Origin of the sequence: Bradyrhizobium barranii subsp. apii (genome assembly GCF_011516635.5) — a bacterium.
In the GTDB taxonomy this organism is placed as follows: Bacteria; Pseudomonadota; Alphaproteobacteria; order Rhizobiales; family Xanthobacteraceae; genus Bradyrhizobium; species Bradyrhizobium barranii.
The window spans coordinates 2,142,945-2,157,831 of the sequence record NZ_CP096255.1 but is presented as its reverse complement, the minus strand read 5'-3'; the positions used below and the strand labels follow the sequence as shown (position 1 = coordinate 2,157,831).

Here is a 14,887-nt window from a genome sequence, read left to right as displayed (position 1 = left end):
TCCGATCACGTTGCGTCGCAACCAGCCGCGACGAGATAATTTTGACATTCCTCGGGTGAGAAGCGTTTGAGAGCGTTGGCGATTGCTTGCCAGAGATCGGGCATGGTGCGGGCTGCGGCGGCCCGCAACAGCGCTTTCAGTTTGGAGAAGGCCATTTCAATCGGGTTGAAGTCTGGACTGTAGGGCGGAAGATAGAGCAGGCTAGCTCCGACCGCCTGGATGGCCTCTCGAACGCCATGGACCTTGTGAGCGGGCAAGTTGTCCATGATAACGGTATCGCCCGGCCGCAGCGATGGGGCGAGCAATTGCTCGACGTAGGCCAGGAAAGCGTCGCCATCCATTGGACCGTCCAGAACAAGCGGCGCGATCAGACCGTCGGAGCGCAATCCAGCGGTGAACGTCGTCGTCTTCCAATGTCCGTGTGGGATAGCTGCACGACATCGCTCGCCGCGTGGCGAGCGCCCGTAACGCCGCGCCATTTTGGTGTTGGCGCTGGTTTCGTCGATGAAGACGAGACGCTCAGGGTCAAGGTCGATTTGCCCTTCGAACCACTCCTCACGTGCGGCATTTATATCGCCGCGCCGTTGCTCGGCGGCGTGCGCTGTCTTTTTTTAAGTGTGATCTTTCTGCGCTGGAAAAAACGCCAGAGCGACGCGATGCCAGTCGATATTCCATGACGTTTCAACAGTTCTCGCAACTCGGCAAGCGTGATATCCGGCCTCGCTGTCACCGCCTCCAGAATCAATTGCGAATGCGCTTCGATGCGCTGCGATTTGCGGTCACCGCCCTGGCGTTTAGGAACGATGTCGCCAACTTTCTTGAGGCGACCGCGCCAGCGGATCGCACTGGCCGCGCTGACACCAAAGCGCTCAGCAGCCTGTCGACAGGACATGCCACCGTCAATCGCGGCTACCACCCTTTGGCGAAGATCAACCGAAAGCGCCCTGGCCATACATGCTGGCCTCCCTCGCCAGCATGCAGCTTGAATCTGACTCGCGCCGTTTTGGGAATCCCCACCCGATTCTTTCCGGTCGGAAAATGCTCTAGAACGTCCCGGCGACAGTCAGGCGAAAGGTCAGCGGCTCGACCGGGTGCAGCACGTAATCCATCACGCCGTTCTGGCAGACCGCCGTCGGCGCGACGCCGCCGGTGCAGAGATTGTACAGCGTGTCGGTCTTGAGCAGCGAGCCATAGGCATAAGTGATCTGGTTCGCCTGCGTGTTGAAGAGATTGAGCACGTCGAGCTGGATGCGCCAGCCATTGTCGATGCGATAGCCGAGGCGGCTGTTGAAGATGCTGGTCGCGGACGAGCGGAACGCATTGTCTTCCGTCAGCGGGCTCGACGCCAGATAGCGCCAGCGCAAAGCCCCAAACCAGCCGGTCTTCTCGCCGAGCGTGATGCCGGCCGATGCCACCATCGCCGGCGCGTTCGGAATGTAGTTGCCGGGCGCGTTGCCGATTTGCGCCTCGGGATAGCCCGCGAGCGAGGCGCAGACCTCCGCCTGCTCGCCGTCAGTGCCGCGGAAGCGCGCATGCGTCATGGCGAGATCGGCATCGATGTCGATCCATGAGCGCGGGCGGTAATGATTGGTCCACTCGAAACCGTAGCGGCGGCTGGCACGGGTCGCCGAGGTATCGCCGGCATCGCCGGAGAACAGGATCTCGGAATCCTGGTCGAGGATGAAGAGGCTAAGCGAGGTGTCGAGGCCGGGAACGATCTTGCTGCGGACGCCAACCTCCGCGCCCTTTGTACGTACCAGCAGCGGCGACGGCGTCAGTCGCGTGGCGGGGTCGCTCGGATCTTCCGTCGTGGTCGCGCCGCGCGCGTCGTTCGAGTGCATGCCGGTGCCGGCACCGAGGAAGAATTCGGTCTGGTTGAACGGGCCGAGCACCATGCGGAATTTCGGGCTGCCGAGCGCGGCGTCAGAGCGGCCGGAATTGTTGGCATTGAACAGCGAGGTGACGTCGGCCGCATAATAGTCGCCGCGCAGGCCGACAGTGGTCCTCAGCCAATCGGTCCAGCGCACGGTGTTCTCGGCATAGACGCCGACGCTGCCCTCGCCGACCTTGTCGCTCCGAATGTTGGAGAGGAAGCCGCGCTGGAACGTGTTGCTCAGCGCCAGATCGATCGAATCATAGCGCGATTGCAGGCCAATCGTGGTCTGCATCGGCAGTCCGGCGAACGACCCGTTCAGCGTGCGCGAGATGTTGGCGCCCGCCATCAGGCGGTCGTCGTGCTGGTGGAACTGGTCGCCGAGCACGGGATCGCTGAGGAAATAGGTGAAGTTGTTGAAGAGGTCGAGCTGGCTCTTCACGACATAGGCGTTGGCCTTCCACGACCCCACATCGTCGCTCTGCGCGATGCGGCCCGAGAGCGCAAAGCGGTTGGTGTTGCCGCCGTCGCTCGGATCTTCCGAGCCAAAGCGGTCGATAAAACCGCCGGTGATCGCGCGCTGCGGCACCTGGTCGGTCGAATTCCATTTGTTCGCGTAAGCCATGCCGGTGATGGTCAGGCCATCGGTCGCGGTGCCCCGGCTGTAGCGCACGAGACCGTTCAGCTTGCGCACGTTGTCCGGATTTTCCCAGGGGCCATTGTAGGTGCCGAGCTCGCCCGCGACGAGCAGCGAACCATCACCGACTTTCGCTGAGTCCATGCCGAGAAGACGACGATAGCCAAAGCTGCCGGCGGTCACCTGCGCGAGGCCCTTTTCGGTACGGTCGATCAGGCCGATGCGCACGCTGCCGACAGAGGCGAAATCGCTCTCGTCGGCGAAGTACGGCCCCTTGCGCACATCCATCGCGCTGATGGTTTCCGGGATCAGCCAGTTGAGATCGGCATAGCCCTGGCCATGCGCGTGGGTGCGCATGTTGACGGGGACGTCATCGACATAGATGGCGAGATCGGTGCCGTGGTCGAGATTGTAGCCGCGCAGAAAATACTGGTTGGCTTTGCCTTCACCGGAATGCTGGGTCACGATCAACCCCGGCACGACTTCGAGCGCCTCACCCGGCCGCATGAAAGGGCGTGCGTTGACCTCATCGCCGGAAACGGTGATCGCGCTCGCCATGCCCGGCGGGCTCTTTGCGCCGGAGGCGACGCTGCGGGCGTCCGAGACCGGAGCCTGCGTCGGCTGAGCCACGTGACCGCGATTGGCCGGGACCGGTTTGCTGGCTCGCCGCGATGCGGGCAGTCTCTTGTGAGGCTTCGTCTCGCCGCCGGAGACCTCGATCGGCGGCAGTTCGCGCGAGGCGCCACTGCTCTGCGCGAAGGCGCTGCCGTCATCCGCGAGAAGCATGATGGCCGAAAATGCCGTCAACGCTCCGCAACGACGGCCAGACTCAGGCCGCCTCGGTCGCATCGGCGCCCCGAAGTACATTCGCGCGGGACGCGGCGCCCGCAAACATGCGGCGATAGAGCAGGACCGAAACGAGCCAGGCGATCGCAAACAGCGCGATCACCGCGAAGCCGACGTTGGCGAGCGACTCGTTGAGGCCGTCGACCAGCGCCCACACGCCGCCGCTTAGACCAAGCCGGTCGGCGATCAGGCCGAGCGCCTCGATGCCGCCGATCAACAGCGCCACCGCGACGGAGGCGCCGGTGATGGTGAGGTTGTACCAGAGCTTTCGCAGGGGATCGACGAAGGCCCAGCGATAGGCGCTGACCATCAGCGCCGAATCGGCGGTGTCGACCGGCGCCATGCCCGACGCGAACAGCGCGGGAAAGACCATGACGTCGACGAGCGAAGCGCCGCGCGCGGCTTCGGTCGCGGAGATGCTGAGCAGGCCGATCTCGGTCGCGGTGTCGAAGCCGAGCCCGAACAGGAAGCCGAGCGGGAGCATGTGCCAGGGCTTTGTCACCAGGCGGAACATCGGGCCGAGCAGGCGCGCCAGGAATCCACGGCTCGCCAGCAGCGCATCGAGCTGCGCGGCGTCGTGGACGCCCTGCGCGCGCTCGATGCGAAACGTCCGCCACAGGCCGACGAAGATGGCGAGATTGATGGCCGCGACCACGAGCAGGAACAGCGCCGACACCGATGTGCCGATGACGCCGCCGATATCCCTGAGCAGGCTGTCGCCGCCGAGGCTCACCACGCCGAGTGCCAGCAGCATGGTCGCGACCACGACCACGGTGGAATGGCCGAGGGCGAAATAGAGGCCGACGCTGCGCGGCGTCTCGCCCGCATGCATCAGCTTGCGCACGACATTGTCGATGGCGGCGATGTGGTCGGCGTCGACGGCATGGCGGAGGCCAAACACCCAGGCCAGCAGCGCGGTCGCCATCACCGTCGGCCGGTCACCGAACGCCGCGAAGGCCCAGGCCCATGCGGCGACGTTGGCGGCGATGAGCCCGCCGAACAGCAGCACGGTGGCGGGCTCCACCGCCCGTAGGGACCATTTCGTCACGACAATCATTCCGTTCGCACGCCCCTTCGCGGCAACGGTATGATCTTTTCATAAAATGATCACACTAACCAATGCGATTCCAGGGGGCCGCTTTGCAGGAATGCTTGTAACCATCCTTCGAGACGCCCGCGCAGCGGGCGTCCGGACGATGCTCTGCATCGCCGGGCGAACCATCAGGCCGAGGTCAAGCTACGCGGCCTCGGAGCCACCAAGATAGGCATCGCGGATGCGGGGGTCGTCCTTCAGCGCTCGCGCCGGGCCTGAGAGCACGATCTTGCCGGTCTGGAGCACATAGGCCTCGTGCGCGATCTCGAGCGCGAGGCTGGCGTTCTGCTCGACCATGAAGACCGACACGCCTTCCTGGTTGATGGTGCGGATCAACTCCAGCACGCGGTCGACATAGAGCGGCGACAGGCCCATGGTCGGCTCGTCCATCACGATCATCCGGGGACGGCCCATCAGCGCGCGCGCCATTGCGACCATCTGCTGCTCGCCGCCAGAGAGCGAACCAGCACGCTGCGACAGCCGCTGCCCAAGTTTCGGGAACAGCGTCAGCATCTTGTCGAGATCCTGCGCCACGGCATCGCGGTCATTGCGCACGAAGGCACCCATCAGGATGTTTTCGCGCACGCTCATGTCCGCGAACAACCGCCGCGCCTCGGGAACAGAGGCGATACCACGGCGGACGATCTGCGGAGTGGTCAGCCCGAGCAGCGAGGCGCCGTCGAAGGTCACGTCACCCGAGCGCGGTTTCACCAGGCCCAAAATGATCTTCATCGTGGTCGACTTGCCGCTGGCATTGCCGCCGAGCAGGCAGACGATATGGCCGCGGCCGACCGTGATCGACAGGTCGAAATGCACCTGCGCCTGGCCGTAGAAGGTGTTGACGTTCGAGAGCGCCAGCAGCGGCTCGGATGCGCCAGTCGTCATACCACGCTCTCCCGCTCCGGCGTCTCCGACAGGCCATGGCCGAGATAGGCCTCGATCACCTTGGGATCGCCACGCACCACTTCGCCCGGCCCTTCCGCAATCTTCTTGCCTTCGTCCATGACGATGACGCGGTCGGAGAGGCGCATCACCATCTCCAGCTTGTGCTCGATCAGGAGGATGGTCAGCCCCTCGGCCTTCAGCTCGGCGACGAGGCCCTGCATCTCCGCGGTCTCGGTCGGGTTCATGCCGGCGGTCGGCTCGTCGAGCAGCAACAGGCGCGGCTTCAGCGCAAGCGCGCGCGCGATCTCGACGCGGCGGCGGTTGGCATAGGACAGGCTATAGGCCGGCTGGTCGATCCGCGGCAGCAACCGCTCGCCGAAGCGTGCGAGAATGGCCTTCATCTCCTCGCGCAGTCGTTCCTCTTCGTCTCTAACGCTGGCCGGACGCAACAGCGCCAGTCCCAATTCCAGCAGCGGGCCGATCACTGGCACCGCGGGCTTCACCGCGCGCAGCCGCGTGTGCGCGCCGATCAGGACGTTGTCCATGACGCTGAGATTGCCGAAGACGCGGCCGAGCTGGAAGGTGCGCGCGATGCCTCCAGCCGCGAGCCGCTCCGGCGACAGACCCGTGATGTCCTGCCCTTCGAAGTGGACATGGCCGGCATCGGGCCGATCGAGCCCGGTCACGAGGTTGAACAGCGTCGTCTTGCCGGCCCCGTTCGGGCCGATGATGCTGATGAGCTCACCCCTGGCGAGATCGAGGTCGATGGCATCCACTGCGGTCAGGCCGCCAAAGCGGCGCGTCAGCCCGCGCAGGGACAGCATGGGCGTGTGCTGCTCCGCCATCATATCGTCCCCAACAGGCCCTGCGGCCTGAACCGCACCAGCAGCAGCAGCACGATGCCATAGATCAGGATGCGATACTCCGCCGCGATCCGGAACACCTCCGGCAGGCCGACCAGCGCGACCGCCCCCACGATGGCGCCGACCACGTTGCCGAGACCGCCCAGGATCACGACCGTCAGCGCCAGGATGGATTGCTGCGTGTTGAAGGTCTCGTGGTTGATGTAGGAATAGAGATGGGCGGCGATGCCACCGCTGACGCCGGCGGCAAAGCCGCCGAAGATGAAGGCCAGCGACTTGTAGCGGTTCAGGCTGAGGCCATAGGCGCGCGCGGCGATGTCGTCGTCGCGGATGGCGCGAAAACTACGGCCGAGATGCGAGCCGAGCAGCCGCCCCTGCAGCAGCGCCAGCACGACCATCACGATGAAGCTGAACCAGTAGATCGAGGTCGGGCTGACCAGATCGTAGCCGAACAGCGACAGCGGCGGAATGCCGGAGATGCCGATCGGACCGCGCGTGACGCTCTCCCAGTTCAAAATCACCAGCGACACGATCTCGCCGATGGCGAGCGTCGCGATCGACACGTAATGCCCGCGCAGGCGGAACGACGGCGAGATCAATGCCGTGCCGAGCGCGGCACTCATCAGGCCGCCGGCGATGATGGAGAGGCCGACGGGGACGGAGAAATTCAGCGACAGCAGCGCCGAGGTGTAGGCGCCGATCGCGAGCAGCGCGGCATGTCCGAGCGAGACCTGTCCCACCGTGCCCGCAACCAGCGTCAGGCTGAGCGCGAGCATGCCGAGTAGCCAGGCGTTGATCAGGGTCTGGAGCACGTAGAAGGACACCGGGAAGAACGGCAGGATCGCGAACACGCCAACGGCGACCAGCAGCGCCCAACGCGGAATCCGCACCGGGCGGCTCGGCGCGATGAAAGTGCCGGTGAGCGGCTCGGGTGGCGCCTGCCGCGCGCTGGCGAACAGGCCGTTCGGACGCAGCACGAGCACGACGACCAGCAGCAGGAACGCGAATAGATTGCGGTAGCTGGTGCCGAACACGGCGACGCCGTAGCTCTCGACCAGCCCGAGCAACAAGCTGCCGATCACGGCGCCCGGCACGTTGCCGGCACCCCCGACCACTTCCGCAACGACGCCCTTGAGCGTTGCCTGCAGGCTCATCGCGGTGTCGATCTGGTTGTAGTACATGCCGACCAGCAGGCCGGAGACGCCACCGAGCGCCGCCGCAATGCCAAATACGGCCTGATTGACGCGGTTGACGTCGACGCCCATCTGCATCGCGGCATCGCGGTCCTGCGCGGTGGCGCGCACCGCCCAGCCGAGCTTGCTGTAGCGCAGGAACACGAACAGCAGCAGCGCGCTGGTGAGGCCGACGCCGGCGATCAGCAGATCAAGAGGTCCGATCGTGCCGCCACCAACCTGGAAGCGAACGTCGGGCAGCTGGCTCGGCAGCGCGCGCGGGTTGGGCGAGAAGGTCAGCATCACCAGCTGATCGAGCACGAAGCTGATGCCGATGGTCGCGAGCAATGGTGCGATGCGCACGGAGTTCTGGAGCGGACGCAGGCCGAACCGTTCGATGATCAGTCCGACGATCGCGGCCGCCACCGCCACCACGATGATGGTGAGCGGCAGCGGCGTATGCAGCTGCACCACCGCGACCCAGCCGATATAGGCGCCGACGAGATAGATCGAGCCCTGGGCAAAGTTGATCAGCCGGCTGACGCCGAAGATCAGCGCAAGCCCGACCGCAACGAGCGCGTAAACATTGCCGACGATCAGCCCGTTGATCGTGTAGTCGAGCCAGGAAGACACGCTGATATCACCACGTAGAGAGGAAAGCGGCCGGAGCCCCCGCTCCGGCCATCATGTCAGGTCGGCTTGCCGTCCCAGAGCGCGAACTGGCCCTTGCGCACGACGAGCTCGGCGTTCATGGCGCCCTTGACGCGGCGGGTCGCGACGTCGAACGTCGCGGCGCCGAAGATGACGCTCGGCACGTCCTTGACCTTGGTGAAGGCGTCACGGACCGCCTTGCGGTCGGTGCCGCCGATCTTCACCACGGCAGCCGCCATGTTCATCGCATCATAGGCGTAGGCGTTGAAGGCGTCGGGCTCCAGACCGTTGTACTTCTTCTTGAAGCCCACGATGAACTTCTGCACCTCGGGCCGCGGGTCTTCCGGGAAGTAGCGCGTGCCGACATGGACCTCTTCGACCGCCTCGCCGCCCAGCTCCAGGAATTTCGGCGAGTAGACCGAGCTCGCCGCGCAGATCACCTGCTTGAGCCCGACCTGTCGCGCCTGACGCGCGATCAGCGCGCCGTCGGAGTAGTAGGAGATCAGGATCAAGCCATCTGGGTTGGCGTCGCGGACGCGCACCAGGGTAGAGCGGAAGTCGCGCTCCTCCGCGATATAACCCTCGGTGACCGCGATTTCCGCGCCATATTCCTTTGCAGCATTGACGAAATAGTCGCGGCTGGTGCGGCCCCAATCCGTGTTGAGGTGCAGCACCGCGAGTTTCTTCAGGCCAAGGCGCTTCACCGCATAGGACGCCAGCAGCGGCTGCTCGTCGGCCTGGCTGACCGAGGTGCTCCACATGAAGTCGCCGCCCTTGGTGAAGTCAGGATGCGAGTTGGTGAAGCCGAACTGCACGAGGCCCGCGCGCTGATAGATCGGCGAGGCCGCCATCGAGGCCGGGCTGGAGAAGTCGCCGAGCTCAAGGACGATGCGGGGATCGGAGACGAACTTCTGCGCGATCGCCACCGACTGGCGCGGATCGCTCTGGCTGTCCTCGAAATTGTAGGTGAGCTTGCGGCCGTTGATGCCGCCGGCCGCCTGGATCTCGTCCAGCGCGAGGTCGAAGCCCTGCTTCCACTGCGTGCCATATTGCGCGTTCGGCCCGGTCAGGGGGCCGCTGACGCCGAGCAGGATCGGCTCGGCGGATTGCGCAAAGGCGCCGTTGATGACGTCGACGATCTCGGCGTCGTCGAGGCCCGCGCGGCGCAGCTCTTCGACATTCTCAGGGCCGAACGCGATCGGCGTCGCCGCCAGCGCCACCGACGCCTTGACCACCGCGTTCCAGCGATTGCCGAGGTCGACCTTGACGCCCTCGTCGAGCAGGCGCTGCACGTCGTCACGGCGCTTGGAATAGGTGCTGGCGAAACGCGCATGCACGGAGGCGCAATAGATGCAGCCGTTGTAGCGCGACGTCGCGGCCGCCGCGAGCTCACGCTCGGCGCGCGGCAGGCCATCGGCGACGTTGTAGAAGATGTCCTTGTCGGTCTTGGTTCGGGCTTCCAGCACCTCGGGATCACGCACGAGAAGGCGGAAGTATTCGGACTTGGCACGGGAGCGATCGACCAGGCCCGCGAAATGCCGCTCGGTCAATTCGGCCTCGGGCAGCGGGTCGATCCACGAGACCCAGCCGAGCTCGTCCTGGGTGAAGACGACGGGCGGATTGACGTTGTTTGCAGCGCTCATGATGCAGTCTCCTTACGCGCCGGCCGCAGCGCTTGCGGTGCCCAGCGAGGCGCCGAGCACGCGCAGGCCCGTGACGACGCGCACCTGGAACGACAGGAACGCGACGAGCTGAGAGAAAGTGACGATGCTGGTGTCGGACCAGCCGGCGGCCAGCAGTGCCTTCATATCGGCGGACGCGGCATCGCGCGGGCGGAACACCAGCAGATGCGCATGCTCCAGCGCCGCGGCGAGCCTGGCGCCAAGGACGGACCTGCCCTCTGCGCTCACGCGATAGATCAGGCCGGCCGTGTTCTCGACTGACAGCGGTCCGGCCGGATACGCACCGTACGGGCCTGACGTCTCGCCGCGCCCGATTTCGACCTCGATCGCCTTGGCCAGGCGCGCACCATCGGCGGTCGCCGCGAGCTTCGCCCGGTAGAAGGCGGCCATGGTGGGCTCGCGGTGAAGGCCGATCACGAAGAGCGCGACTGCGGCGCGCTCCACAAGCGAAAAATCGCCGGCGTCGATCGGCTCGAACAGCGAGAGATAGCTCTTCTGCGCGTTCTCGCGCGCCTGCAGGCGGCGTGCGCGAATGCCATCCAGAGCCGTGCCCGGTTCGATCCCGGCGAGCGTGTCGATGATATCTTTCGTAGCCATCATTCAGCCTCGTGCAACGCGATCATGTTCACACCGATCAGCCCGCCAGAGCCACGTCAGCCGCCGTCCGGGCCCAGCCCAGTGCCGGCGCGACCTTCTCCGCGACGAGCTCGATCGAGCGCAGGATATGAGGATGCGGCGCGTCCACCGAATGCGCCTGGAAGACGAGGTCGGTCACCCGCTCCAGCGTGGCATCGGCGCGGAGCGAGGCGATGACGTCGTCGGCCGCGCCGACATGCGTGTCGAATGCGGTGATCATCTCCTCCAGCGTCTCGCCCGGCCTGGCATGACCGCCCTTGAGGAACTGCGGCAGCGCGCGCCGCAGCCCGATGTCGGCGAGGCGCATCGCTTCAGTCCGGTCGTCGGCGACGAAGACGCTGCGCGAGGCCATGATCCGGGGCTCACATCCCGGCGGCAGCGCTTCGAGATATGCATCGATGACCGGGTTCTGGATCTCGGCGAGCGTGGCCTTCGGCGCCTCCTTGGTCCGGGGCTGGGTGCGCGACAGCAGCAGGCCATCGCCGGCCTTGCCCGCGCGCGCACCACCGGCGACCGAGAACGTCGCCTGCCAGATCCGCTTGTCCAATTGGGGCCGCTGCGGATAGAGCGTATCGCCGCCGGTGAGCGGCTTGCCGACCAGGGCGGTGCGGACCACGTCCAGATTGCGGGCAAAGATCTCGTTGCGCTGGGCACTGTCGAGGCCGAAGGCGGCAAAGGCCGACGGATTGCCGCCGGTGCCGACGCCGAGCTCGAAGCGGCCGTTGCAGAGGAGATCGAGCACGGCGGCATCTTCCGCCACCCGCACCGCGTTCTCCAGCGGCAGCGTGACGATGCCGGTGCCGAGACGGATGCGCGAGGTTTGCGCCGCGACGTAGCCGAGGAAGGTGAAGGGCGACGGCAGGCCGCCCTCGCGCTCGTGGAAATGATGCTGCGCGATCCACGCGGAATCGAGGCCCGCTTTCTCTGCGCGCACGATCTGCTCGGCGGCAAAGCGGTAGCGCTCCGCGGGCGGGGCTTCATCGAGGAGGCGCGTGAAGAACCCCAGTCGTTTCAGGTTTGCAAAGCGCTTCATACGACCCCTGTCGGGCGAGGATGGGCCCCGATGATGTCGGTTGCCGCAGCTCCAGACAAGCGGGCATTGCGCAAGGCTGCCCGCCGGATCGCCCCCGCGCTGGACCTTGGCTAGGCAGATTGCCTACCAGCTCGGCAGCACCGCGCCCTTGAACTTGGTCAGGACGAACTCCTTCACCTCGGGCGTGTGGTAGCTGTCGACGAGGATCTTGACCCAGGGCTTGTCCTTGTCGGCGGCACGTACCGCGATCAGGTTGACGTAGGGTCCCTTCGGGTCCTCGCGCAGGATCGGATCCTTGACGGGATCGAGGCCCGCCTGGGTTGCATAATTGGTGTTGATCGCGGCGGCATCGACATCGTCGAGCGCGCGCGGCGCCTGCGCCGCATCGACCTCGATGAATTTCAGCTTCTTGGGATTCTCGGTGACGTCGAGCACCGTCGGCTTGAAGCCCGTGCCGTCCTTCAGCTTGATTACGCCCTTGTCGCGCAGCAGCAGCAGCACGCGGCCGCCATTGGTCGGATCGTTCGGGATCGAGACCTTGCCGCCCTCGGGGATATCGGCGAAGGCCTTGTGCTTCTTCGAATAGACGCCGATCGGGAAGTTCACGGTCAGCCCGACGGATTCGATCTTGTAGCCGCGGTCGGCCTTCTGGTTGTCGAGATAAGGCTGGTTCTGGAACGAATTGGCCTGGATCTCACCGGCATCGAGCGCGGCATTCGGCACGACGTAGTCGGAGAACTCGATCAGCTGGATGTCGAGGCCCTGCTTGGCGGCGATCGGCTTCACCGCCTCGAAGATCTGCGCATGCGGGCCCGGCGTCACACCGATCTTGATGGTCTCGGCGGTTGCTGCGGCCGACCAGGCTGCAAGCGCGGCTGCGAGGATCAGGGGGAGGCGAAACGACATCTTGGTCTCCATCACGCGGGCGGCATTCAGTGGAACCGTATTCGCTTCTCCGTGAGGCGAAATCAATGAAATGAAAATCCATAATGACTACCGGCGGCGGACTCTCGTTCTCCATTTGGCGCAAAATAGGAAACGAATTCGCAGGTCATGGGGCGCGTTGCGCAAGCGTGATGGGCATCACGGCAAAGTGTCACTCCGGATGCGAGATTGGCAGCAAGATCAGCAAGGAGTTCAGTCATGACCGGCCTCGCCGCCCCGAAGTTCGCCAGCCGGAACCGCCTCGAAGGCTCTATCCCTTGCTCCAGGGCGTGCCGTTCAATTCCGGCGTCGCCCTGACGATGAAGCTGATCAACGCGTCGCCGCTCAAGTTGCTGAGCAATCTGCTGCTGCTGTCGGCGCTAGCGACATCCAGTGATGCCTGTTTACTCGGAGCGCCACGTCCACGGTGACAGCATGATCAGGACGCAGATCGCGGCATAGGCGGCGAGCGAGGCCGTGACCATGGTGGCGAGACCCGCCATGCCCGCGCCAAAACTCGCCACCGCGATCCAGCCGCCGCCGGCCGCGATCAAGATGCGCGCGACTGACGAAGCCAGCGGCCCCATCGCTCGGCCGGTGCCTTGCACCGCGAACGAACTGACAAAACCGAAGCCGAGCGCGGCATAGGCGGGCGCGACGATGCGCAAATAGGTCATGCCCTCGCTGACGACGTCCGCGTCATGGCTGAAGAGGTGCAGCCAGGCCGTCGGGAAGATCGCAACCAGCAAGCCGATCGTGCCGGTCATGATCATGCCGACCACGCCGCTGATCCAGCCAATCTTTCGTGCCCGCGCGGTCTGGCCCGCGCCCATGTTGACGCCGACCATGGTCAGCGTCGCCGTGCTGATCCCGAACAGCAGCGGAATCATGATGTAGTCCAGCCGCGAGGCGATGCCGTAGCCGGCGAGCGCGGAGGTGCCGAACAGGCCGACCGCGCCGGTGACGAGAATGACGGTGAGGTTGGTCAGCACCGCGTTGAACGCGGTGGGGATGCCGACCTTCAGCATGTCGCCGAAGATTTTTGCGCGCAACGGCACGATGTGCAGCTTCAGGCCAGTCGCGCCCGTCGACATGTAGCGCAGCAGGAACAGCATCGCCGCGCCGTAATAGAGGCCGAAGGCTATGCCGGCGCCGCCGATGCCGAGCCGCGGGATCGGCCCGAACCCGAAGATCAGTGCCGGCGAGACCGGAATGGTCACGATGGCGCCGACCAGCGTCACCAGGGCCGGCACTTTGACGTTGCCGGCGCCGCGCAGCGCGGCAGCCTGAAGGTTGACGATCCACACCGGAATGGCGCCGGCGAACAGATAGTTGGAATAGGTGGTGGCAGCGGCAAGCGCACCGTCGGTGCCGCCGAGGGCGCGATAGAGATGCGGACCACCGAGGACGACGCCGAGCGTGAACACGCCGCCGGCAATGATCGCGAGCACCACGGCATGAAACAGCGCCGCCTCGGCGTCAGCGCGGCGGCCGGCTCCAACCGCGCGCGCCACCGAGGACGCAACGCCGGAGCCGAACCCGCCGTTCGACATCATGGTCATCAGCATGAAGATCGGGAACACCAGCGCGGCGCCGGCGAGCGCATCGGTGCCGAGATAGCCGACATAATAGGCCTCCGCGATGTTGACCGCGGTCTGCGCCACGAGGACGGTCACGGTCGGCAGCGCGAGCTTGAGCAGCGTCGGCAAGATCGGCGCGGTCAGGAGCGCGGCGCGTCTTTGCTCAGCCGCGCTTGGTGCGGGCGTAGCCGCCTGGCGAAGCGGCGCCGCGGCGTGGGCCACGAATGGCGCGGCGGACAAGGCCGGCGCGGCGGCATCTTCGACGGACATGGTTCGATCCTGTGGTTCCCTCGGACCGCCCAGTCGGCTGCCCATTGCATTATGATCATAATGTATTAGTATGAACGTAATGCAATAGGACAGACCTCACGATTTTGTGGCATAGGGGGCGGCGGGTTCGCAGGAGGCGGAATTGGCGCGCTATGACAAGGGACACAGGGACACGACGCGGCGGCACATTCTCGATGTCGCATCATCGCAGTTCCGCGAAAGCGGCATCGCGGCGGTCGGCCTCGCCGGCATCATGGCGGAAGCGGGCCTGACCAACGGCGCCTTCTACACGCACTTCGCCTCCAAGGAGGATCTGGTGCGCGCGGTGCTGCTCGACGCGCTGGAGCGGCGCGAGCAGCGGCACAAGGACAATCTCGAAAACGGCGTCGCGCTCGAGACCGTGGTCCGCGACTATCTCTCGCCCAAGCATCGCGATCGGGCGGCGACCGGTTGCCCGACCGCGGCCCTCGTCTCCGAGATCGCGCGGCATCCGAAGGCGACGCGCGAGGCGTTCACCGGCAAGATGTCCGACATCCTCGCGCTGATGGCAGCGCAAATGCCTGAGGGCACGCCGGCGGAGCGGCGCCGCCGCGCCATCGCGGCCTACGCCACCATGGTCGGCGCGCTGCAATTGTCGCGCGCGGTGAGCGACAGGCAATTGTCGGAGGAGATTCTCGAAAACGCGGTGGAAGCTGCGCTGGCGCTCGCGAAGGGGCGCTAGCCCCAGGGCGGCCTGCGTGTT

General features: G+C 65.6%; 13 protein-coding genes and 1 pseudogene. 2 read left to right on the top strand and 12 right to left on the bottom strand.

From position 1 onward, the window contains the following. Nucleotides 1-5: 5 nt before the first annotated feature. The 11 genes and pseudogenes from HAP41_RS10320 to HAP41_RS10270 form a co-directional block, all read right to left on the bottom strand. A protein-coding gene (locus HAP41_RS10320) for an IS630 family transposase (protein WP_479686367.1) occupies nucleotides 6-952 on the bottom strand; the annotation gives its coding sequence in 2 pieces (ribosomal slippage) (nucleotides 6-604 and nucleotides 604-952; 948 coding nt in all). Nucleotides 953-1,043: 91 nt separating this feature from the next. After that, nucleotides 1,044-3,359 (bottom strand): TonB-dependent receptor, encoded by a 2,316-nt coding sequence (locus HAP41_RS10315; protein ID WP_166102790.1) that lies wholly within the window; start codon nucleotides 3,357-3,359, stop codon nucleotides 1,044-1,046. Further along, nucleotides 3,340-4,413, bottom strand: coding sequence for a HoxN/HupN/NixA family nickel/cobalt transporter (locus HAP41_RS10310; protein WP_166102792.1), 1,074 nt, complete (start codon nucleotides 4,411-4,413; stop codon nucleotides 3,340-3,342). Before HAP41_RS10310 ends, HAP41_RS10315 begins: the two co-directional genes overlap by 20 nt. Before the next feature lie 180 nt (nucleotides 4,414-4,593). Beyond that, nucleotides 4,594-5,334, bottom strand: a complete 741-nt coding sequence (locus HAP41_RS10305; RefSeq protein WP_166102794.1) for an ABC transporter ATP-binding protein — start codon at nucleotides 5,332-5,334, stop codon at nucleotides 4,594-4,596. Next, nucleotides 5,331-6,179, bottom strand: coding sequence for an ABC transporter ATP-binding protein (locus HAP41_RS10300; RefSeq protein WP_166102797.1), 849 nt, complete (start codon nucleotides 6,177-6,179; stop codon nucleotides 5,331-5,333). The genes HAP41_RS10305 and HAP41_RS10300 overlap by 4 nt, the downstream gene beginning before the upstream one ends. Further along, nucleotides 6,179-8,002, bottom strand: a complete 1,824-nt coding sequence (locus HAP41_RS10295; RefSeq protein ID WP_166102801.1) for an ABC transporter permease — start codon at nucleotides 8,000-8,002, stop codon at nucleotides 6,179-6,181. Before HAP41_RS10295 ends, HAP41_RS10300 begins: the two co-directional genes overlap by 1 nt. A 56-nt stretch (nucleotides 8,003-8,058) precedes the next feature. Continuing rightward, entirely contained in the window at nucleotides 8,059-9,111 is a 1,053-nt protein-coding gene (locus HAP41_RS10290; protein WP_349770487.1) for an ABC transporter substrate-binding protein, read from the bottom strand. Next, nucleotides 9,091-9,663, bottom strand: a pseudogene (locus HAP41_RS10285) (alkylhydroperoxidase domain protein); the annotation flags it as partial. The gene HAP41_RS10290 and the pseudogene HAP41_RS10285, both read right to left, overlap by 21 nt. 12 nt (nucleotides 9,664-9,675) lie before the next feature. Continuing rightward, nucleotides 9,676-10,299 carry a CMD domain protein gene (locus HAP41_RS10280; protein WP_166102811.1) on the bottom strand — a complete coding sequence of 208 codons (624 nt, stop codon included), beginning with the start codon at nucleotides 10,297-10,299 and terminating at the stop codon, nucleotides 9,676-9,678. Nucleotides 10,300-10,336: 37 nt separating this feature from the next. Beyond that, on the bottom strand, nucleotides 10,337-11,371 hold the full coding sequence (locus tag HAP41_RS10275) for a putative FMN-dependent luciferase-like monooxygenase (protein WP_166102816.1): 1,035 nt from the start codon (nucleotides 11,369-11,371) through the stop codon (nucleotides 10,337-10,339). Between the two features lie 123 nt (nucleotides 11,372-11,494). Continuing rightward, nucleotides 11,495-12,289 (bottom strand): MetQ/NlpA family ABC transporter substrate-binding protein, encoded by a 795-nt coding sequence (locus HAP41_RS10270; RefSeq protein ID WP_166106098.1) that lies wholly within the window; start codon nucleotides 12,287-12,289, stop codon nucleotides 11,495-11,497. Nucleotides 12,290-12,360: 71 nt separating this feature from the next. Between HAP41_RS10270 and HAP41_RS10265 the strand changes: the two genes are divergently transcribed. Further along, nucleotides 12,361-12,726 carry a hypothetical protein gene (locus tag HAP41_RS10265; protein WP_166051235.1) on the top strand — a complete coding sequence of 122 codons (366 nt, stop codon included), beginning with the start codon at nucleotides 12,361-12,363 and terminating at the stop codon, nucleotides 12,724-12,726. Here HAP41_RS10265 and HAP41_RS10260 read toward each other — a convergent pair. Further along, entirely contained in the window at nucleotides 12,700-14,145 is a 1,446-nt protein-coding gene (locus HAP41_RS10260) for an MATE family efflux transporter (RefSeq protein ID WP_166102819.1), read from the bottom strand. The two genes, HAP41_RS10265 and HAP41_RS10260, sit on opposite strands and share 27 nt — an antisense overlap. Before the next feature lie 142 nt (nucleotides 14,146-14,287). Here HAP41_RS10260 and HAP41_RS10255 point away from each other — a divergent pair, with 142 nt between their 5' ends. Next, nucleotides 14,288-14,866 (top strand): TetR family transcriptional regulator, encoded by a 579-nt coding sequence (locus HAP41_RS10255; protein ID WP_166102822.1) that lies wholly within the window; start codon nucleotides 14,288-14,290, stop codon nucleotides 14,864-14,866. Nucleotides 14,867-14,887: the final 21 nt, after the last annotated feature.